17 protein-coding genes are annotated in these 19715 nt (G+C 74.4%); 11 read left to right on the top strand and 6 right to left on the bottom strand.

Annotation, left to right across the window (positions count from 1 at the left end; translation table 11 throughout):
* Positions 1 to 96: 96 nt before the first annotated feature.
* Entirely contained in the window at positions 97 to 1140 is a 1044-nt protein-coding gene (locus ACZ34W_RS27800) for a zinc-dependent alcohol dehydrogenase family protein (RefSeq protein ID WP_465607980.1), read from the bottom strand.
* Positions 1141 to 1397: 257 nt separating this feature from the next.
* On the opposite strand from ACZ34W_RS27800, the gene ACZ34W_RS27795 reads away from it, so the two are divergent.
* Positions 1398 to 3107, top strand: coding sequence for a GAF domain-containing sensor histidine kinase (locus tag ACZ34W_RS27795; RefSeq protein WP_465607978.1), 1710 nt, complete (start codon positions 1398 to 1400; stop codon positions 3105 to 3107).
* Here ACZ34W_RS27795 and ACZ34W_RS27790 read toward each other — a convergent pair.
* Together ACZ34W_RS27790 and ACZ34W_RS27785 are read right to left on the bottom strand one after the other, a co-directional pair.
* Positions 3104 to 4087, bottom strand: a complete 984-nt coding sequence (locus ACZ34W_RS27790) for an Acg family FMN-binding oxidoreductase (RefSeq protein WP_465607976.1) — start codon at positions 4085 to 4087, stop codon at positions 3104 to 3106. The genes ACZ34W_RS27795 and ACZ34W_RS27790 overlap by 4 nt on opposite strands.
* Positions 4088 to 4256: 169 nt before the next feature.
* A complete protein-coding gene (locus ACZ34W_RS27785) occupies positions 4257 to 4940 on the bottom strand; it encodes a response regulator (protein ID WP_465607974.1) in 684 nt (227 codons plus the stop codon).
* Positions 4941 to 5555: 615 nt separating this feature from the next.
* Between ACZ34W_RS27785 and ACZ34W_RS27780 the strand changes: the two genes are divergently transcribed.
* On the top strand, positions 5556 to 6290 hold the full coding sequence (locus tag ACZ34W_RS27780; RefSeq protein WP_465607972.1) for a pyridoxamine 5'-phosphate oxidase family protein: 735 nt from the start codon (positions 5556 to 5558) through the stop codon (positions 6288 to 6290).
* A 103-nt stretch (positions 6291 to 6393) separates the two neighbouring features.
* Positions 6394 to 8766, top strand: a complete 2373-nt coding sequence (locus tag ACZ34W_RS27775; RefSeq protein ID WP_465607990.1) for a glycoside hydrolase family 65 protein — start codon at positions 6394 to 6396, stop codon at positions 8764 to 8766.
* A 21-nt stretch (positions 8767 to 8787) separates the two neighbouring features.
* Here ACZ34W_RS27775 and ACZ34W_RS27770 read toward each other — a convergent pair whose 3' ends face one another.
* On the bottom strand, positions 8788 to 9405 hold the full coding sequence (locus tag ACZ34W_RS27770) for an Rv1733c family protein (protein WP_465607970.1): 618 nt from the start codon (positions 9403 to 9405) through the stop codon (positions 8788 to 8790).
* 505 nt (positions 9406 to 9910) lie between these two features.
* Here ACZ34W_RS27770 and ACZ34W_RS27765 point away from each other — a divergent pair.
* From ACZ34W_RS27765 to ACZ34W_RS27755, 3 genes are all read left to right on the top strand, one after another.
* The gene (locus ACZ34W_RS27765; RefSeq protein WP_465607968.1) at positions 9911 to 10801 is read left to right on the top strand and encodes a universal stress protein; all 891 of its coding nucleotides are present in this window, start codon (positions 9911 to 9913) and stop codon (positions 10799 to 10801) included.
* A 95-nt stretch (positions 10802 to 10896) separates the two neighbouring features.
* The gene (locus ACZ34W_RS27760; protein ID WP_465607966.1) at positions 10897 to 11430 is read left to right on the top strand and encodes a flavodoxin family protein; all 534 of its coding nucleotides are present in this window, start codon (positions 10897 to 10899) and stop codon (positions 11428 to 11430) included.
* A 299-nt stretch (positions 11431 to 11729) separates the two neighbouring features.
* On the top strand, positions 11730 to 12995 hold the full coding sequence (locus ACZ34W_RS27755; protein WP_465607965.1) for an APC family permease: 1266 nt from the start codon (positions 11730 to 11732) through the stop codon (positions 12993 to 12995).
* A gap of 73 nt (positions 12996 to 13068) precedes the next feature.
* Here the strand turns inward: ACZ34W_RS27755 and ACZ34W_RS27750 are convergent, their stop codons facing one another.
* Both ACZ34W_RS27750 and ACZ34W_RS27745 read right to left on the bottom strand, forming a co-directional pair.
* Complete coding sequence (locus tag ACZ34W_RS27750; protein ID WP_465607963.1) at positions 13069 to 14559, bottom strand: sensor histidine kinase; 1491 nt, start codon at positions 14557 to 14559, stop codon at positions 13069 to 13071.
* Positions 14560 to 14585: 26 nt separating this feature from the next.
* Positions 14586 to 15296 (bottom strand): response regulator transcription factor, encoded by a 711-nt coding sequence (locus ACZ34W_RS27745; protein WP_442906910.1) that lies wholly within the window; start codon positions 15294 to 15296, stop codon positions 14586 to 14588.
* Between the two features lie 275 nt (positions 15297 to 15571).
* On the opposite strand from ACZ34W_RS27745, the gene ACZ34W_RS27740 reads away from it, so the two are divergent.
* From ACZ34W_RS27740 to ACZ34W_RS27720, 5 genes are all read left to right on the top strand, one after another.
* On the top strand, positions 15572 to 16966 hold the full coding sequence (locus tag ACZ34W_RS27740; RefSeq protein WP_465607960.1) for a ferredoxin reductase family protein: 1395 nt from the start codon (positions 15572 to 15574) through the stop codon (positions 16964 to 16966).
* Between the two features lie 11 nt (positions 16967 to 16977).
* On the top strand, positions 16978 to 17481 hold the full coding sequence (locus tag ACZ34W_RS27735; RefSeq protein WP_465607958.1) for an FMN-binding protein: 504 nt from the start codon (positions 16978 to 16980) through the stop codon (positions 17479 to 17481).
* Complete coding sequence (locus tag ACZ34W_RS27730; RefSeq protein WP_465607956.1) at positions 17481 to 18227, top strand: FAD:protein FMN transferase; 747 nt, start codon at positions 17481 to 17483, stop codon at positions 18225 to 18227. Before ACZ34W_RS27735 ends, ACZ34W_RS27730 begins: the two co-directional genes overlap by 1 nt.
* Positions 18228 to 18603: 376 nt before the next feature.
* The gene (locus ACZ34W_RS27725; protein ID WP_465607954.1) at positions 18604 to 18855 is read left to right on the top strand and encodes a hypothetical protein; all 252 of its coding nucleotides are present in this window, start codon (positions 18604 to 18606) and stop codon (positions 18853 to 18855) included.
* A gap of 216 nt (positions 18856 to 19071) precedes the next feature.
* On the top strand, positions 19072 to 19680 hold the full coding sequence (locus tag ACZ34W_RS27720; protein WP_465607952.1) for a hypothetical protein: 609 nt from the start codon (positions 19072 to 19074) through the stop codon (positions 19678 to 19680).
* Positions 19681 to 19715 lie beyond the last annotated feature (35 nt).

Below are 19715 nucleotides of genomic sequence, written 5' to 3'. Positions count from 1 at the left end.
GGTCATCGATCCGCCGGGCGACGACGGCCGGATCCACCCGCTGAGCGGCTTCAGGTCCGGGGTTCTGGTCCACATCGACTCCTCGGTGCCAGGGGCTCAGGTCCGGAAGAGCGCGACCTTGAGGGCGCCGTTGTCGCCCGCGTCCGCGAAGACGTCGTAGGCGTCCTGCATCTCGTCGAGGCCGAAGCGGTGGGTGACCAGCCCGGAGACGTCGAGCCGGCCGGCGGCCACCATGTCGAGCAACAGCGGGGTGCTGTGGGTGTCGACCAGACCGGTGGTGATGGTGACGTCGCGGATCCAGAGCTCCTCCAGGTGCAGGACCGCGGGCTTGCCGTGCACGCCGACGTTGGCGACCCGCCCACCCGGGCACACCACCCGGGTGCACAGTTCGAAGGATTCGGGGACGCCGACCGCCTCGATCGCCACGTCCACGCCGAGTCCGTCGCGGCCCAGTGCGCGGACCGTCTCGGGGGTGGCGTCGGCGACGGTCAGGGTGGTGTCCGCGCCGGCCCGCTCGGCGGCTTCCAGACGGCTGGTGGCGAGGTCGATCGCGATGATGCGGGCGGGGCTGTAGAGCCGGGCGGTGATGATCGCGGCCAGCCCGATCGGGCCCGCACCGACCACCGCGACGGTGTCGCCGGGGCCGACCCGGCCGTTCTGGACGCCGACCTCGTAGGAGGTGGGCAGGATGTCGGCGAACAGCAGGGCCTGCTCGTCACCGACCCCGTCGGGGAGGCGGTGGAGGGAGTTGTCCGCGAAGGGGGTACGGACGTACTCGGCCTGGGCACCCTCGACCAGGTGCCCGAGGATCCAGCCCCCGCCTCCCGTGCACTGACCGTAGCTCGCCTCCCGGCAGTACGTGCAGCGGCCGCAGGCGGAGATGCAGGAGACGAGCACACGGTCGCCGGGCTCGACGGTGTGGACGCCTGGTCCGGTCTCGACGACGGTGCCGACGGCTTCGTGGCCGAGGACGCGGCCCTCGGTGACCTCGGGCACGTCGCCCTTGAGGATATGCAGGTCGGTGCCGCAGATGGTCACCGCGTCGACCCGGACGACCGCGTCCTCCGGATCACGGACGGCCGGGTCGGGGACCTCGCCCCAGGTGCGGCGTCCCGGTCCGTGGTACGTCAGCGCCTTCATGTCCTGATCACCCCTGTCGGGCGGGTGCGTGCGGGGGTGGCGGGTCGCTGTCGGGCGTGTACGCCGGGCGGCGGCTCACCGCCTCGCCTTTCCCTTCCAGCGTTGCCCCTGTGACCGGTGGCCGCCATGGGGCGGGTGGGTCGACACCTGGGGCCGTTGGGCCCCGGTCTCCGGTAGGCCCGCCCGGCGCCTGGGGGTGTGCGCGCCTACGCTGGTCAGTGGCATCCGGCGAGTTCCGCAGGAGTCGGAGGAATCCGTTGGGCAGTACACCGGAGCGTCCCGCTCCCCTGCCGCAGCTGCGTCTGGACGACCTGCTGGACGAGCTCCAGACCCGGCTGGACGCGGCACGCGGCACCCGCGACCGGGTACACAGCCTGCTGGAGGCCGTCCTGTCGGTGGGTCGCGACCTGGAGCTGGACCAGGCGCTGCGGCACATCGTGGAGGCGGCGATCACTCTGGTGGACGCCGAGTACGGCGCACTCGGGGTCGTCGGCGAGGGCCGAAAGCTCTCCCGGTTCATCCCGGTGGGCCTCTCGGACGAGCAGGTCGAACGAATCGGACACCTGCCTTCCGGGCACGGGGTCCTGGGCGAACTGATCCGCCACCCCGAGCCGCTGCGCCTGGCCAGGATCTCCGATCACCCCGCCTCGTACGGCTTCCCGGCCGGGCACCCGCCGATGCGCAGCTTCCTCGGCGTGCCGATCCGCATCCGCGACAAGGTCTTCGGCAACCTCTACCTGACCGAGAAACGGGGCGGCGGTGAGTTCGACGCGGAGGACGAGTCGGTACTGGCCACCCTCGCCGTGGCGGCCGGGGTCGCGATCGACAACGCCCGCCTGTACGCGCAGGCCAGGTTGCGCGAGCGGTGGCTGGCGGCCAGCGCGGAGGTCACCAGCAGTCTGCTGTCCGGCAGCCCGGAGGAACGGGTGCTCGACCTGCTGGTCAGCCGGGCCGCCGAGATCTCCGGCGCGGACCTCGCGGTCGTCGCCCTTCCCCTCGCGGACACCGACGAACTGGAGGTCCGGATCGCGGTCGGCCTGAGTGAGAAGCGGCACCGCGGGCTGGTCCTGCCCAGGGAGGGGTCGTTCGTCGGTGCGGTTGCCCGGACCGGTGGCCTCGTGGTCAGCCCCGACGTGAGCAAGGACCCGAGGATCACCGCCGGGCCGCCGCGCTGGGAGGGGCTGGGTCCCGCCGTGGCGGTGCCCGTCGGCACCCCCGAGCACGGGGTGCGCGGCGTGCTCGTGCTGGCGCGGGCGACCGGGGCTGCCCCGTTCGGGCCGGACGAGTCCGGTCCGCTGCTCGGCTTCGCCGCCCAGGCGGCGGTCGCGATGGAGCTGGCCGAACGGCGCCGGGAGTCCGAGCAGATCGCCCTGCTCCAGGAGCGGGACCGGATCGCCCGCGATCTGCACGATCTGGCGATCCAGCGCCTCTTCGCCACCGGCATGACCCTCCAGGGCGCCAGCCGCTTCATCGAGCACCCGGAGGCGACCGACCGCGTCCTGCGCGCGATCGACGACCTGGACGACACCGCGAAGACCATCCGGGCCACCATCTTCGGCCTCCGCGCCCGCGAGAGCGGCCCGGCGGCCGCCGGGCTGCGCTCCCGTGTGGTCGCGACGGTCGAACGGGCGGCGCGGACCCTGGGCTTCACCCCGGGCCTGCGGATGACCGGTCTGCTCGACGTCACCGTGCCGACCGAGGCAGCGGACGGCGCGATCGCCGTGCTGGAGGAAGCCCTGTCCAACGCCGCCCGGCACGCCGGCGCGAGCACCGTCGACGTCACGATCGCCGCCGGGGGCGAGCTGGCACTCACCGTGACGGACGACGGCATCGGCCTGCCCGCGGGCGGTCGGCGCAGCGGACTGGCCAACCTCGCCGAACGGGCTGCCGTCCTGGGCGGCAGCTTCACCGCCCGCGCCCGGCCCGGAGGCGGCACCGAACTGGTGTGGCGGGTCCCGCTGGCCTAGGTCTCCGGATCCAGGACGTCTCCGGCCGGCAGCCTCGGTGTGGGGGCGCCCTCCGGTCCGTAACCGAGCCGGATCAGCATCTGGACGTGGCCCGGCCGCTCATGCGGCTCCCGGGCCTCCCACCGCAGGTTCGGCCACTCCATCGCCTGGTGCAGCAGCGAGGCGCGGACGCCGTGCACCGTGGCGGTGAGAAGGACGTGCTCCAGGGCCAGCCCGGCGCGCAGCCAGTCCCCGGGGCGGTCGCCCCGGGTGGCGAGTACCGCGATCAGAGGCTCCCGCTCGAATGTGGCGGGTGCCTGGTGCTCGCCGGCCCGGAGGGCGGCGAAGTCACGCATCGGCAGCCGGCCGGCGCGGTCCTGCGGTCCGAGGGCACGGACCGGGATGCCGAACGCCGGCAGCTCCCCGCTGCGGATCCACTGGCGGCTCTCGGTCCGCGCGGCCTCGTCGGTGGTGTTGCGGCGCTCGGCCTCGGCCGTGAGCTCCAGCAGCCTGGCCGTCTCGTCGTGGCCGGGGAGGTGGAGCACCGCGCCCTCCGCCCCTGCGACTGCGACGAGCTCGTCGAGAACGCCCGGCGGGACCGGATCGCCGGTGAAGGGCGTGCGGATGGAGTGGCGGTGCCAGATCGCCTCGTACAGGTCGTCCGTACCGGGGAGGTGCACCGGGGACGACTCGTCCAGCCGGACGGTCGCGAACAGGTCCGGTTCACCCGGGTCGGGCAGCAGGCGCACCTCCGGGGCCCACCCGAGATACCGGGCGGCGACCCGCAGATTGAGCACCGCCGCGCCGACGGAGACGTGCATCGCGCGCCCCTGCGGGTCGGCGGCCGGAACGGCACGTTCCCGCACGGCGCGGACCTCCAGGAGCGAGGTCTCCGGCTGGAGCCGGAAGTGCCAGGGCTGGCTGTTGTGGATCGACGGTGCGGCGACCGCGGCGGAGACGAGCTTCTCCAGTGCGGCGGCGTCGAGAGCGAGGGCGGGCATGACGGGCTCCCCGGGGTGTGCGGTCGGCCGGAGGCGGACGACCGACGGTGCGGAGTTCGGCCGGACGGGACCGGGTCGGTGCTTCCGTTCCAGCGTGCGACCGGGAAGCGCCCCGGCGCTTGGGCCGACCGGCTCAATCACCCGGGCCGTCCGGTCTCGGTGCGGCCGGTCAGTGCGGGCGCGGGTGCTGCTGGTCGGTATCCGCGTGCGCGGCGATGACGGCGGCCTGCAGGCGGCGTTCCACGCCGAGTTTGGCGAGCATCCGGGAGACGTGGTTCTTGACGGTCTTCTCGGCGAGGAAGAGTTCCCGGCCGATCTGCCGGTTGGTCTTCCCCTCCCCCACCAGTACGAGGATCTCCCGTTCGCGCGGGGTCAATTGGGCCAGCGCGGCGTCGGTGCCGCTCTCCTCGTGGTGACGCAGGCTCTCCATCAGCTTGCGGGTGGTCGCCGGGTCGAGCATGGACTGTCCGGAAGCCACCGTCCGCACCGCCCCGACCAGGTCGGCCCCCTTGACCTGCTTCAGCACGTACCCGGCCGCACCCGCCATGATCGCGTCCAGTAGGGCGTCGTCGTCGTCGAAGGAGGTCAGCATGAGGCACGCCAGGTCCGGCATCCCGTCGCGCAGCTCCCGGCAGACGGTGACGCCGTCCCCGTCCGGCAGTCGTACGTCGAGGACGGCGACATCGGGCCGAAGGGCCGGGAGCCGCGCCAGCGCCTGCGCGCAGGTGCCGGCCTCGCCGACGACCTCGATGTCCGGCTCCGCCTCCAGCAGGTCGCGTACCCCGCGCCGGACCACCTCGTGGTCGTCCAGCAGGAACACCTGCACGGGCCGGGTGGACTCGGTCGCGTCCATCGCGTGCTCCCCGGGGGTGTACGTGGTCTCCCCAATGATTCTGCGCGCCCGGTCGCCCCGGCGCATCGGAGGGTTCAGCCGTGCGGAACGACCGCGACGGGCACGGCGCCGGCGGCGGACGACGTGAGCGCCCCGCGCCGCGGACCGCTTGGGGTGCGCACGTCGTCGGCGACCTCGCGAGTGCCGACGCCGACGACCTCCTCTCCCCCGGTGATCCGCTCCGGCGCCGCGCGCGAGATCCGCGAGCCCTGCGGACGTGTGCAGGTCCAGGACCGCCTGGCGGTCCTGTGGGCCGAGCGGGCGGATCACGACGGTCGTACCGTCCGTGAGCAGTGCCTCGGCGGTGGCCTGTGAAGGGTGGGCGATGGACATGGCGGCCCTCCTCGGCCCGTCGACCTGTGCGCGTTTCCAGCCTGGTCCGTGGCGCCCGTCCCGCAAAGGGCCGACCGGCCCTCCGGACGGCAGCGCAGGGGGCCGCGCGGCGGTGCCGGCGGGGCCCGGGCGGCCCTTTCCGGCAGGAACGCCACCGGCCCATCCTGGGAACCGAGCCGACCGTCCGGCGGCACCGGGACCGTGCCCGTGAGGGCTCGCGGAGCAGAGGAGCACCCCGTGTTCATGAAGCTTTCAGACGGCGAGGCCGCCGGGCCCCGCCCGGCGGCACCGCGTGGGCCGGAGCACCCCGGTGACCTGGGCCGTCGTATCGCACAGCGCCGCCGGGAGCTCGGGCTCAGCCGGGCCGAGGCGGCCGCCCGGGCGGGGATGGCCGAGGGCTTCCTCGACTACCTGGAGTCCTCTCCGTCCACCGCCGAGGCGGGGCCGCTGATCAGGCTGGCCGACGCGCTCGGCACCACCGTCACCCGGCTGCTCGGCGGCGAGGTCGACCTCCCGCCCGGCTGGGGGGCCGCCGCGGCCCGTCCCGTGCTGGCGGAGCTGCCGGTCACCGCGTGCTGGGACAGGCTGGTGCCCGGCGGCGTCGGGCGGGTGGCACTGACCACCGCGGACGGCCCGGTCGTGCTCCCGGTCAACTACCGGGTGCTCGACGGCACCCTGCTCTTGCGAACCGCCGCCCACAGCACCCTCGCCGCCGCCCCGGGTACCCGGATCGCCTTCGAGGTCGACCGGGTCGACGAGGCACTGCGCAGCGGTTGGAGCGTTCTGGTCACCGGCCGGGCCGCCGCCTTCGACGAACCCGAGGCGATCGAACGGCTCGCCCGGCGCGGCGACCCGGACCCGTGGGCCGGCGGACAGCGTGACGTGTGGATCCGTCTGCACCCCACCGCGGTGACCGGCCGGATCATCCGGACCGAGGACGAGTCGGGTGATCGGGCTCCGGGGGACGCCGCCCGGTGAGCGGCGCGGCGGCCCCGTGCGCACACTGGGAGCAGGCCGGCAGCGCGGAGGTCGCCTCGTGGCAGCGGATACATCCACCGGTACCGGGCCCGCGTACCCGGCGATGCCGGACCCGTGGACCCTCCGTTACGAGGGCTTCGAGCCTGCCGAGGAGGGCCTGCGCGAGGCGCTCTGCGCGGTGGGCAACGGTTACCTGGTGACGCGCGGCGCGGCCCCCGAGGCGGTGGCCGACGGCGTGCACTATCCGGGCACCTACCTGGCCGGCTGCTACGACCGCGCCGCCTCGACGGTCGCGGGCCGGGTGGTCACCAACGAGGACCTGGTCAACTGCCCCAACTGGCTCCCGCTGACCTTCCGCCCCGCCGGCGGCCACTGGTTCACCGGCCCACCGGCCGAACAGAGCGTGGAACTGGACCTGAGACGGGGCGTGCTCACCCGGCACGCCCTCGTCGTCGACTCCGCAGGGCGACGGACCCGGCTCGTGCAACGCCGTCTGGCCAGCCAGGCACGGCCCCACCTCGTCGCCCTGGAGAGCACTTTCACCCCCGAGAACTGGTCCGGGCCGCTGGAGATCCGCTCGGCCCTGGACGGTGTCGTCGCCAACACCGGCGTGGCCCGCTACCGGGGCCTCACCGACCGCCACCTCGAACCGGCCGGCCACGGCACGGACGAGAACGGCGTGCTCTGGCTGGAGGCCACGGCCGCCGGTTCGCCGCTGCGCATCGCCCTTGCCGCCCGAACCTCGATCCGCGGCTGCGACGAGCGCCTGCGGTCGGCCGACGATCCCGCGGAGGGCCGGGTGGCACAGATCCTCACGGTGGACGGCGAACGGGGCCGGCCCGTGACGGTCGAGAAGACCGTGGCGGTCCACACCTCCCACGACCCGGCGATCGAGACGCCCCTGCACGCCTCCCGGCTGCTGGCCGCCCAGGCGCCCGGATTCGACCGACTGCTGGCCGGACACGCCCTCCGCTGGACCGAGCTGTGGCACAGGTGCCGGATCGAGGCGGATTTCGGGGGCGCCGGTCCGTTGCACCTCAACCTGTTCCATGTGCTGCAGACCTACTCCGAGCACTCCGTCGACCTCGATGTCGGCGTACCCGCGCGCGGGCTGCACGGCGAGGCCTACCGCGGCCACGTCTTCTGGGACGAGCTGTTCGTCCTCCAGCTGCTCAACCTGCGGTTCCCGGAGCTGGCCCGCGCCGTGCTGCGCTACCGCCACCGCCGCCTGGACGCCGCCCGGCAGGCTGCCCACGAGTCGGGGCTCCGCGGCGCGATGTACCCGTGGCAGAGCGCGAGCGACGGCCGGGAGGAGTCGCAGCTACTGCACCTGAACCCGCTCTCGGGGCGCTGGCTGCCGGACCACAGCCACCTCCAGCGGCACGTCGGGTCGGCGGTCGCCTACAACATCTGGCAGTACTACCAGGCCACCGGCGACATGGACTTCCTCGCCGGCCCCGGCGCCGAGATGCTGCTGGAGATCGCGCGGTTCTGGTCCTCCGCCGCCAGCTACCACCCGGCCCGGGACCGCTGGTCGATCCGCGGCGTGCTCGGCCCGGACGAGTACCACGACGCCTACCCCTGGGCAGAGGGGCCGGGTCTGGACGACAACGCGTACACCAACGTCCTCGCCTCCTGGGTGCTCGCCCGCGCCCTCGACACGCTGCGCCTCCTGCCCGGCTACCGTCACGACGAACTGGTGGAACGCCTGAGGCTCGACGCCGGCGAACTCGACCGCTGGCGCGCGGTGAGCCGGCGCCTGTACGTCCCCTTCCACGACGGAGTGCTCAGCCAGTTCGACGGCTACGAGCGGCTCACCGAGCTCGACTGGGCGGCCTACCGCGGCCGCTACACCGACCTGCGCCGACTCGACCGGATCCTGGAGGCCGAGGGCGACACGGTCAATCGGTACCGGGTTTCCAAGCAGGCGGACGCGCTGATGCTCTGGTACCTGTTCTCCGCCCGCGAGGTCCGGGACCTGCTGCGCCAGCTCGGCTACCCGGCCCGGCACGAGCTGCAGCGCCGCACCACCGCGTACTACCTGAGGCGCACCGTCCACGGCTCGACGCTCAGTTCGGTGGTGCACGCCTGGGTGCTCACCCGCTCCGATCGCCGGGCCTCCTGGCGGTACTTCCGCGACGCCCTGGTCGCCGACCTCAGGGACGGCCAGGGCGGGACCACGGCGGAGGGCATCCACCTCGGTGCCATGGCGGGCGCCGTGGACCTGCTCCAGCGCTGCTACACCGGGCTGGAGATCCGGGAGGACGCCCTCTGGCTCGACCCGCACCTGCCGTCCGCCCTCGGCTGCCTGACCCTGGAGCTCCGTTACCGCGGCCACTGGGGCGTCGTCCTCGCCGTCGACCACAGGGCGGTGACGGTGAGCCTGCGCGACAGCCCGCAGGATCCCGTCCGGATCCGCCTCCGGGGGACGACGACCAGCGTCGCACCCGGCGAGACGCGCGTCCTGCCGCTCTGACGCCGACGAACACCGCCGCGGTCACCGCCGGCCGGACCAGAGCGGCTCCACCTGCTCCCAAGCGGACTCCCACTCCAGACCGGCCCCGCGCTCCAGCCGGCACCGCCGCATCACGTACCCGCCGACGGCCGGCAGGGAGAGCGCGATCCACGCACCGGCGCCGACGATCGCGGCGTTCGAGAGGACCGTACCGCTGGACGGGGCGGGAGCCGCCGGGAGGCCGCCGTCGTCGACCTGGATCACGACCGCCGTGCCCGCACCGGCCCCGGCCGGAACCGCGATCAGCCCGGCTCCGGGACCGGCCGGATAGCTCCACCTGGCCTGCGCGTGGGAGCGGGTGCCGCCCGCCCGGAGGTCGTCCGGCTGGGCGGGCCCCGAGGTGACCGCGGTGACGGTGTGCCGGTGCCGGGCGATCTCGTGGGCGTCGTGCGCCCCGGCCCGGAACAGCAGCAGGCCCACGCCGGCGGCGCCGACCAGCGCGGCGACGAGCGCCAGTGCCAGCGCCGTGACAAGGCGGCTGTACGCCCGGTCGACCCTGCGGCAGAGCGGGTTGCGGTCGTGCCCCACAGCGCGGCGGAGGTGCTGCCCCAGGCGGGTGTGCATGGCCGGGTGTCCATGAGTGGTGACTGCACCGGACATGACGCGCCTCCTCAGTGTCGGACCGGTCCCCCGCCGGCCCTGCAATCAGTCTTCCCGCGGCGACCGGGACGGCACAGGGTCCGCCGGATCGGTCGCGCGGCCCGCCCGTCCCCGGAACAGCGGGCCGGACAGCCCCGATCGGGGGCCGTCCGGCCCCTGCCGTGACCCGCCGACCGTGGTGCCATGGAAGGACGAGCCGGCCGGATCGAGCTGGGAGCACGCCATGGGAGCCGCACGGGGAGACCGGATCATCGTCCAGGGCACCCGTCCGGGAGCAGCGCGGCGCGACGGCGGCCGCCGCGGCCGGCGCGGGGTCGATCTCGGCGACGGACACCCGGGTCCCTCACCACCGGCACGATGAACCCGCCGTCGACACGAGGGTGGGCCGGACGTCGGAGGCCGTCGCCGTGGGCCGTCGGCCGTGGAAACAGGGCCAGCCCCGGTGTCCTGCCGCCGGACCTGCTGACCAACCCCCAAGACCCCCGTCCCGACCTCGGAGGACATCATGAACGGACCGATCGTGGTGGGCTTCGACGGCTCACCCGAGAGCGTGACCGCGACCGGCTGGGCAGCCCGCGAGGCGCTGCTCCGCGGACTGCCTCTGGAACTCGTCGAAGCGTGGCCGTGGCCGAAGACCGACGTCCTCGGCACCGACCAGGCGATCGCCTGGAGCCGACAGCGGCTGGCCGCCAAGGAGGCGGAGCTACGGGCCGTCCTCGCCTCCGGTGCCGAGGTCACCTCGGCCCACGTCCCCGAGGACCCGGCGGAGGCCCTGGAGGCGGCCGGCCGGGGCGCCACCATGCTGGTGCTCGGCTCACGGGGCCTGAGCACCCTGCGGGGCTTCCTCGTCGGTTCCGTGAGCCAGGAGGTCCTGCGCAGGGCGACCTGCCCGGTGGTCCTGGTCCGGGCGGAGGAAGCCGGTAGGAAGCCGGCTCAGGCGGAAGACGCCGCCGACGACGCGGCGGCGGACGGCGGGGTCCTCCTGGGCCTGGACCTCCGCCGCCCCTGCGACGACGTGATCGCCTTCGCCTTCGAAGCGGCCCGGCTGCGTTCCGTGCCGCTTCGGGTCGTCCACGCCTGGGACCCTCCCGCCGGCAGCGAGTACATGGCGTTCGCCGCCATCGGTGCCATGGACGCGGAACTGTCGGCCTCCGAGCGGCAGCAGCTCTCGGACGTGCTGGGTCCCTGGCGTTCCCGCTTCCCCACGGTGACCGTCGCGACGGACCTGGTCCGCGGCCACGCGGCGGTCGGCCTCGTCGAGGCCGCCGCGGATGCCGGGCTCCTCGTGGTCGGCCGCCGGGTCAGGCGCGCGACGCTCGGTGCGCACCTCGGGCCGGTGGCGCACGCCGCGATCCACCACGTCCACTGCCCGGTCGCGGTCGTCTCCTACGGCTGAACCCGCGGAAGGCCGTCCGGCTCGCCCATCGGGGCCGAACGGCCCCCGCTGACAGCCCGGGTGACGACGCAGGCTGGTGCCGAGAGGTGAGAACGATGCACACAGTCGTCGTGTACGAGAGCATGTACGGCAACACCCGCGAGATCGCCGAAGCCATCGCCGAGGGCGTTCACCGGGCCGACCCGGAGGCATCCGTCGACTGCCTCCCGGTGTCGCGGGCCGACGCCGAGGTGACCCGCACGGCGGACCTGCTGGTCGTCGGCGGCCCCACCCACATGCACGGGATGTCCTCCGGCGTCAGCCGCCGGCTGGCCGCCATGGCCGAGGCGAAGAAGGAGGGCCACGAGGACGCCGCCCACGAGGCGCACGAGACCGCCGGGGGTCCGGGTCTGCGCTCCTGGTTCCACTCGCTCCCCAAGACCGAACCCGGCACTCACGCCGCCGCCTTCGACACCCGCGCCGGCACGCGAATGAGCGGCGGAGCCGCGGACGGCATCGCCCAACGGCTCACCCGCCACCGCTACGACCTCGTCACCGACCCCGAGGGCTTCGTCGTCGAGGAGACCGACGGTCCCCTGCGGCAGGGCGAGATCGAGCGGGCACGGGCCTGGGGCGCCGGGCTGGTCTGAGTCGGCTGCGGACCAGCGGGAGACGTCTCTCGATGTGCGGGGCGCGGACGCGGTGATCGACGCCTGCCGGCGCTGCCTCGCGTCGCTGTTCACGGACCAGGCGATCGACTTCCGCGCGAGCGGATGGGCGTCGACCGCCCCTTCCTGGCGCTGTCGGGCCGGACCGGCGCGGCCCCGGCTCCCGAAGGATCCGGCCGAGACTACCGAGGACCGCCGCAGCCGGCCGGCGGGCCCGTTCAGGTACCCGCCACCTCGTTCGCGTATCGTGCGCCGACATCGGAATCCGCGAAGGGCAGTCCATGAACACGTCGGCGTCACCAGCCGCTCCGGGGGCGTTGGGACGGCATCTGGGCCTGTTCGACGCCGTGGTGATCGGGCTCGGGTCGATGATCGGCGCGGGAGTCTTCGCGGCGCTCGCGCCCGCCGCTTCGGCGGCCGGCTCCGGGCTGCTGGTCGGCCTGGCCCTGGCGGCCGTGGTGGCGTACTGCAACGCCACCTCGTCGGCCCGGCTGGCCGCGCGCTACCCGAGGTCCGGGGGCACCTACGTCTACGGCCGCGAGCGCCTCGGCGACTTCTGGGGCTACCTGGCCGGATGGGGCTTCGTGGTCGGCAAGACGGCCTCGTGCGCGGCGATGGCACTCACCGTGGGCTCCTACGCGTGGCCCGCCCGGGCGCACGCCGTCGCGGTCGCGGCAGTGGTGGTGCTGACCGCCGTCAACTACGTCGGGGTCCAGAAAGCCGCCTGGCTGACACGCGGAATCGTCGCCGCCGTCCTGGCCGTGCTGGCCGCGGTGGTCACCGCCTGCCTGGCCGGCTCGACGGCCGACGCCGGCCATTGGGCGGTCGGCGCGGACGCCGGCTTCCACGGCGTCCTGCAGGCGGGCGGCCTGCTGTTCTTCGCGTTCGCCGGGTACGCGAGGATCGCCACGCTCGGGGAGGAGGTGCGCGATCCGCGACGGACCATCCCCCGGGCGGTCTCGCTCGCCCTCGGCATCACCCTGGTGGTGTACGCCCTCGTCGCGCTCGCCGTCCTCGCCGTACTCGGCCCGGCCGCTCTGGCCCACTCGGCGGCGCCGCTGGTCGACGCCGTCCGGGCCGCCGACGCCCCGGGCCTGGCCCCGGTGGTGCGCGCGGGTGCGGCCGTGGCGGCGCTCGGCTCGCTGCTCGCACTGATCCTCGGGGTCTCGCGCACCACCCTGGCGATGGCCCGCGACCACCACCTGCCGCACCGGCTGTCCGCCGTCCACCCGCGTTTCGGCGTGCCGCACCGCGCGGAGCTGGCCGTCGGCGCGGTGGTCGCCGTCCTGGCGGCCACCGCGGACGTGCGCGGCGCGATCGGCCTCTCCTCCTTCGGCGTACTCGCCTACTACGCCGTCGCCAACGCCTGCGCCTGGACCCTCACGCCCGCGGAGGGACGCCCACCCCGGGTCGTGCCGGTGGTCGGCGCGGCGGGCTGCCTCGTCCTTGCCGCCGCCCTGCCGGCCGCCTCGGTGCTGTGGGGCGCCGCCGTGCTCGCGCTGGGCGCCACCGTCTACGGCGCGCGCAGGCTGCTTCGCCGGGGCTGAACACGCCTCGGTGGCCGACTGCTGCACCGACGGCCGTGACGCGCGGGCCGGCCGGGCGCCGGCCGGCCGGGAGTCATGGTGACGACGGTGCCGCCGCCCGGGCATCGGGGCAGCCGAGAGTCACCGTGACGACGGTGCCGCCGCCCGGGCGCGGGGCCAGGGTCACCGTGCCGCCGTGGGCGGTGGCGACCGCCTCGACGATCGCGAGGCCGAGCCCGGTGCCGCCGCTCGTGCGCGAGCGCGAGCTGTCGCCCCGGACGAACCGTTCGAAGACGTGCGGGGCGAGCTCGGGAGGGATCCCCGGGCCGTCGTCGGAGACCATGACGCGGCGGGCTTCGACCCGCAGGACGACGGTCGTGCCGTCGGGGGTGTGGCGGTGGGCGTTCGAGAGCAGGTTCGTGACGACCTGGCGCAGCCGGTGCTCGTCCCCCGTCACGACGACCGGCTCGGGCGGCAGTTCGAGCCGCCAGTGGTGGCCGGGCGCCGCGACCCGCGCGTCCTGGGTGCAGTCGAGGGCGATGCGGGTGAGGTCGACCTCCTCGCGGGCCAGCGGCCGCCCCGCGTCGAGCCGGGCGAGCAGCAGCAGGTCCTCGACGATGGCTCCCATCCGGACGGACTCGGCATCGATGCGGCGCAGGGAGTGCGTCACCTCGGCCGGGGTGCCTCCCGGGTGGCCGAGGGCGAGTTCGGCGTGGCCCCGGATGGTGGCGAGCGGCGTCCGCAGTTCGTGGCCCGCGTCGGCGGCGAAGGCGCGCAGCCGGTTCTCGGACGCGTGGCGCTGGGCGAGGGAGTGCTCGACGTGGCCCAGCATCCGGTTGAAGGCGAGGGCGACCCGGCCGGTCTCGGTCCTCGGGTCCGCCCCCGGTACCCGGTCGTCGAGGACGACCTCGCCCTCCGCGAGCGGGAGGGCGCCGATCCGTTCCGCGGTGTCGGCGATGCGGTTCATCGGGCGCAGCGAGAGCCTCACCCAGAGGGCGCCGGCCACGCCGGTGATGCCGAGGGCGATCGCGAAGGAGACCAGCTCCAGTGCGACGACGCGGTTCTCGGTCTCGTGGACCTGGTGCAGGGGGAGGCCGGTGATCAGGACGTCGCCGTCGCGCCCGGCGACGGCGCGGAGGCGGTAGGGGCCCAGGCCGGAGAGGCGCACCGAACCGGGTGTTCCGCCCACCGGGAGCCGGGCGAGGTTCTGCCGGTCCCGCTGGGTGAGGGCGACGGTGTCGTCGGTGTCGGCCGGGAGGGTGCCCTCGGCGACCCCGTCGTCGTCGGCGTCGCCGTCGACCACGCCCGCGTTGGTGACCTGGCCGTTCACCAGGCGGGCGCCGAAGGTGCCGGGGCTCTGGGCGCGGGTGTCGCCGCGTGGTCCCGGGCCGGCGCCGCCGTGTTCCAGGCTGGCGGCGTACCGTCCGCCCGCGTCGGCGAGGCGCTGGTCGAGCTGGTTCACCAGGTAGTGGTCGAGCGCGGTGGTGACGGCGAGGCCGACACCGGCGAAGGTGACGGCCAGCAGGGCCAGCAGGCCTGCGACCAGCCTGCTGCGGATGGTGCGCGGCACGAGGCGGCTGTCCACCAGCCGGCCTTTCACCGAGCGGCCCTTCACGCGACTGGCGCTTTGATCAGGTAGCCGGCGCCCCGGACGGTGTGGATCATCGCCGGCCGGCCCGCGTCGACCTTCTTGCGCAGGTAGCTGATGTAGAGCTCCACGACGTGGGCCTGCCCGCCGAAGTCGTAGGACCAGACGGCATCCAGGATCTGGGCCTTGCTCAGCACCTGGCGCGGGTGCTGCATCAGGTAGCGGAGCAGTTGGAACTCGGTCGGGGACAGCTCGACCGGGGTGCCGCCCCGGAGCACCTCCCTGGACTGCTCCACCAGGACGAGGTCACCCAGCACGAGGGCGCCCGCCGGCACTGCGGCCGCGGAGGTGTCCGCCGCCTGGGCCCGCCGCAGCAGCCGCCGCAGCCTGACCACGACCTCCTGCAGGCTGAAGGGCTTGGTGACGTAGTCGTCGCCGCCGGCTTCGATCCCGGCGATCCGGTCCTCGACGGCGTCCCGGGCGGTCAGGAACAGCACCCGTACCTGGGGCTGCTCGGCGTGGATGCGTGCCAGCACCGCCATGCCGTCCAGGCCCGGGAGCATCATGTCCAGCACGACGGCGTCGGGCTCCCAGCCGCGGCACTCCAGCACCGCCTCCTCCCCCGAGGCCGCCCCGCGCGACTCCCAGCCCTCGTGGCGCAGGGCGGCGCACAGAACCTCGACCAGGTCGGGTTCGTCGTCGACCACCAGGACACGCGGGGTGGGCACGGGCATGGCATCCAATCCGGTCGGCGCTCCCGGTCGCAGGGGGCGTGCAGTAGCTCTCCGCGCCATTGTGCCGTGCCAGGGTGAGAATCCGCTGAGACCGCGAACCGTCGATCATGGCCCTGAGCTGGCAGAACTCTCTGCGGGAGGGTCTGTGGCGGCGGAACTCAGAGGGAACTGAGAGGTACGGCTGACACGGTGGGCCGGTCTCCGGATCACGGTCGTCCGCGTACCCTGCCGGGCCGCGCGCAGGACGTCGGAGCCGCGCAGAGAGGAACAGGACCATGGGTACCGCAGTCCAGCGACCGCGTCGCGCCGCGCCTGCCGGCCACCGTCGGCACCAGCGCACCTCGCAGCGGCCGGTGCTCCCGCCGTGGCTGCTCGCCCGGCTCGTCCCACCGGCCGTGGCCACCGGAGCGGGCGCCGTGCTCGCCCTGTGGTGGCAGGACACCTACGCGGTGACCGGTGCCGACCAGTGGCTCACCGGCGCGGGCCGGATCACCGGCCTGCTCGCCGGGTACGCCGCGCCGGTGCTGCTCCTGCTGATGGCCCGGATACCCGCCCTGGAGCGGGACGTCGGCGCGGACCGGCTGGCGCGCTGGCACGCGATCGGCGGGCGCTACCTGGTCGGCCTGGTCACCGTCCACGTCCTCACCGTCGTCTGGGGGTCCGCGCTCACCGCGCACCGGGCCGTCGTCCGCGAAACCGTGCGGATGGTGCTCCACGACCCGGACATGCTCAAGGCCACCGCGGCCACCCTGCTCCTCCTCGGCACCGGCGCCGTCTCGGCCCGGGCGGCCCGCCGCAGGCTGGGCTACGAGACCTGGTACTACCTGCACCTGGCGACCTATCTCGCGGTCGCCCTCGGCTTCGCCCACCAGCTCACCAACGGCGCCGACCTCGGCCGGGGGCCCGCCCGCGCCGGCTGGTACGTGCTCTACCTCGGCACCTTCGCCGTGCTGGGCCGGTACCGGCTCGCCGTCCCGTTCCTCCGCGACCGCCGCCACCGGCTGCACGTCGCGGAGGTCCGTCCCGAGGGCCCCGGGGTGGTGTCCGTCTTCCTGACCGGTGAGCGGCTGGCCGAACTGCGCGCCGAACCGGGCCAGTTCTTCCGGCTCCAGTTCCTCGCCCCCGGGTTGCGGTGGGCCGCCAACCCGTACTCGCTCTCCGCACCGCCCACCGACCGGTTCCTGCGCTTCACCGTCAAGGGACTCGGCGGCCACAGCGCCGCCCTCGCCGGCCTCCACCCGGGGACCCGGGTGCGCGCCGAGGGCCCGTACGGGGCCTTCACCGCCCGCCGGCGGACCCAGCGGCGCGTCCTGCTGATCGCCGGCGGCGTCGGCATCACCCCGCTGCGGACCCTGTTCGAGACCCTGCCGGCCGGGCCCGGTGAGCTGACCCTGCTCTACCGGGCCCGGGACGGCGAGGACCTGCTGTTCCGGCGGGAACTGGAGCGGATCGCCGGGACGCGCTCGGCCCGCCTGTCCTACCTCGTCGGCCGTCGCGACGAGACGGGCGACCCGCTCTCCGCCGCCGCGCTCGGCCGGCTGGTGCCGGGCCTGGCGCAGCACGACGTGTTCCTGTGCGGGCCGGCGGCCATGACCGGGGCGGTCACGCGCGAGCTGCGTGCCGCCGGCGTCCCCGCCCACCGCATCCACCACGAGTCGTTCGACCTCTGAAGGAGCCCGCCATGCGCCGCGCCGTTCTGGCCAGCACCGTCACCGCAGCCGGCGTCGTCCTGCTGCTCTCCCTCAAGCCGCACGGCTCCGCCTCCCCCGGGGCCGCCCCCGTCATCGGTTCCGATCCGGGCGGCACCGCGTCCGCCGCCCCGGCGACGCCCGGGGGGTCGTCGGCCGGGGAGCCGTCGGCCGGGGATTCGTCGCCCTCGGCCGCCGCAGGAGCGGGTAACGCTTCCGGCACCCGGGTCGTCACCGGCAACGCCGTCGACACCCGCTACGGACCGGTCCAGGTGCGGATCACCCTCAGCGGCGGCCGGATCACCAAGGCCGAGGTGGTGCGGTACCCGTCGGAGAGCAGGCGCGACCTGGAGATCAACCAGTTCGCCCTGCCCCGGCTCAACCAGGAGGCCGTCTCCGCGCAGAGCGCGCGCGTCGACGCCGTCGCCGGCGCCACCTACACCAGCGAGGGCTACCAGCGGTCGTTGCAGAGCGCCCTCGACCAGGCGGGCGTCTGATGCTCAGACACACCGAGCACGCCATGGGGACGGTCTTCTCCTTCGCCGTCCGCGACGCCGCGCCCGCCGACCTCGCCCCGGCCCTCGCCGAACTCCACCGGCTCGACCGGCTCTTCTCCACCTACCAGCCGCTGAGCCAGACCAGCCGTCTCGCCCGCGGCGAGCTGACCCTCGCCCAGTGCGATCCGCTGGTGACCAAGGCCCTCGACCACTGCGCCGCCGTGGCACGGGAGACCGCCGGCTACTTCTCCGTACGGGCCGGCGGCTCCCTCGACCCGTCGGGCTGGGTCAAGGGCTGGGCGATCGAACGCGCCTCCCACCTGCTCACGGCTGCCGGGTTCCCGCACCACAGCCTGACCGGTGGTGGAGACGTCCAGACGGCCGGAGCCCCGGCGCCCGGCCGCTCGTGGCGCGTCGGCATCGCCGACCCGGCGGCCCCCGGCCGGCTGGCCGCCGTCGTCGAGGCGCGCGACCGCCTCGCGGTCGCCGGATCCGGTACGGCCGAACGCGGCCCGCACATCCTGGATCCACACACCGGGCTCCCGCCGCGCGGCGCGCTCTCGGTCACCCTGATCGGCCAGGACATCGCGCTCACCGACGCGTTGGCGACGGCCGCCTTCGCCATGGGGCCAGCCGCCGCCCTGCACTGGGCCGAGCGACGCAGCGGCATCGAAGCCCTCGTGATCCTGTCCGACGGCACCCGCCGGGGCACCTCCGGCCTGACCGCCCTCCTCGCCGCGCCCTGACCCGGGACCACGGCCGCACCGACCCGGCCCCTCGGCGTCGGGTGTTCGTCACGCGGGTGCCTGCGGTGCGCGCGGCCGGGCGCCGTGAACTCCGCCGACCCGGGAGCTCTGTTCCCACGGACCGGACGCAACTCACCGTTGCGGCGATCACCGCCGTCCCGATGGCGTGGGCGCTCTACGGGGCCGACGCCATCGGCTCGCGTACCGGGGACGTCGCCGTCCGATGGCGCGCGCCTGGGCGATGGTGGCCACCACTGGCTGGTGTGGCCCCCGCAAGGCCGGGAGCTGAGCGGGCCCACCCGGCTGCGCCACCGCCGAAAGACTTGACGCCGACCGTGCGACGCGGTGCCATGAGTCCCGACGGAGGGGGCACACGGTGGCCGACGAGGGCAGCGATGCCGAGGACCGGAGCGACGAGGGCCGGGGCGACGAGGGCGGCGGTGACCAGCCGGATCGACCGGATCGACCGGATCGAGCAAGAGGCCCGTACCAGAACGGATTTGAGGACACCTTCTGGTTGGTACTGCTCGGGCTGATCGTGGTGGTCCTCTTCGTGGTCGGCCTCCTCTCCTCCTTGGGCGGTGACGCCGGACCGGCGAACCAGGACTGGAACTCCGGCTGGCACTGAGCGGGGCGTCCGGCACTCCGCCACCCGCTGCCCTCCGAGCGGCCTCCCCGGTGACCGCCGTCGTCGGTCACTGACGGGTCTTCTGCTCCGTCAGTCAAACGACTGATGTGCACCGCGCTCGGGTCCGCCAGGGTCGAGGGCACCGGGTACTTCCCGGTGGCGGGCGCGCGGGCGTGCCGCGAGGCCCGTCGACGCACGTGAACGAGGAGTACCAGGATGGCAACCAGTCAGTGGTCCGTCGCACGGTGGAGGACGGTCGTGGTCACCGGGGCAGCGGCCCTCGCCGTCGCCGGCGGCGTCGCCGCACCGGCCGGCGCGGCGACGCTCCCAGCGGCTTCGGCGGCGGACGGTCCGGTCGCCGGGAACCAGGACCTGCGCGACGCCGTGCAGGCGGGGGAACCGGCGCACCCCCGGGACCACCCGAGCGGTCGCCCGCTGCTCAGGCACCACTGGATCATCAAGGCCCAGTACGGCACCGTGTCCGCCCTGAACCGGGCGACCAGCTTCGGCTGGCAGCGCAACTACAAGGACTGGACGGTCGCCATCGTCGGCAACGACATCAAGGGGAAGAGGGTCACCGTCTACACCAAGATCACCAACCTGTTCTACGGTGAAGGCGGCGTCATCGGCGCCCAGACGGCTCCGACACCGCAGGTGCTGATCGCCAAGAACACCATCAAGGCCCAGAACGTCGACATCGTCACCGAGATCGTGAACGTCCACTTCATCAGCCCCCAGTGGCAGGACGTCTTCAGCGCCGACTGCAGCGCCCAGGAGAACCTCCGCGACGCTGTGAAGGCCCAGCTCGCCTGCACGATGGGCTGACCCCCTCCGGACCGGCCGGTCGGTCGCCACACCGA

This window comes from Kitasatospora sp. NPDC022856, assembly GCF_055561235.1.
This window is presented reverse-complemented; position numbering and strand designations above follow the sequence as displayed.

Bases quoted from the DNA above. Each gene is read 5' to 3' on its own strand.
- ACZ34W_RS27800 (WP_465607980.1), bottom strand. From the start codon at position 1,140: ATGAAGGCGCTGACGTACCACGGACCGGGACGCCGCACCTGGGGCGAG.
- ACZ34W_RS27790 (WP_465607976.1), bottom strand. From the start codon at position 4,087: ATGCCCGCCCTCGCTCTCGACGCCGCCGCACTGGAGAAGCTCGTCTCC.
- ACZ34W_RS27785 (WP_465607974.1), bottom strand. From the start codon at position 4,940: ATGGACGCGACCGAGTCCACCCGGCCCGTGCAGGTGTTCCTGCTGGAC.
- ACZ34W_RS27780 (WP_465607972.1), top strand. From the start codon at position 5,556: ATGAAGCTTTCAGACGGCGAGGCCGCCGGGCCCCGCCCGGCGGCACCG.
- ACZ34W_RS27775 (WP_465607990.1), top strand. From the start codon at position 6,394: ATGCCGGACCCGTGGACCCTCCGTTACGAGGGCTTCGAGCCTGCCGAG.
- ACZ34W_RS27770 (WP_465607970.1), bottom strand. From the start codon at position 9,405: ATGTCCGGTGCAGTCACCACTCATGGACACCCGGCCATGCACACCCGC.
- ACZ34W_RS27765 (WP_465607968.1), top strand. From the start codon at position 9,911: ATGAACGGACCGATCGTGGTGGGCTTCGACGGCTCACCCGAGAGCGTG.
- ACZ34W_RS27760 (WP_465607966.1), top strand. From the start codon at position 10,897: ATGCACACAGTCGTCGTGTACGAGAGCATGTACGGCAACACCCGCGAG.
- ACZ34W_RS27755 (WP_465607965.1), top strand. From the start codon at position 11,730: ATGAACACGTCGGCGTCACCAGCCGCTCCGGGGGCGTTGGGACGGCAT.
- ACZ34W_RS27745 (WP_442906910.1), bottom strand. From the start codon at position 15,296: ATGCCCGTGCCCACCCCGCGTGTCCTGGTGGTCGACGACGAACCCGAC.
- ACZ34W_RS27740 (WP_465607960.1), top strand. From the start codon at position 15,572: ATGGGTACCGCAGTCCAGCGACCGCGTCGCGCCGCGCCTGCCGGCCAC.
- ACZ34W_RS27735 (WP_465607958.1), top strand. From the start codon at position 16,978: ATGCGCCGCGCCGTTCTGGCCAGCACCGTCACCGCAGCCGGCGTCGTC.
- ACZ34W_RS27730 (WP_465607956.1), top strand. From the start codon at position 17,481: ATGCTCAGACACACCGAGCACGCCATGGGGACGGTCTTCTCCTTCGCC.
- ACZ34W_RS27720 (WP_465607952.1), top strand. From the start codon at position 19,072: ATGGCAACCAGTCAGTGGTCCGTCGCACGGTGGAGGACGGTCGTGGTC.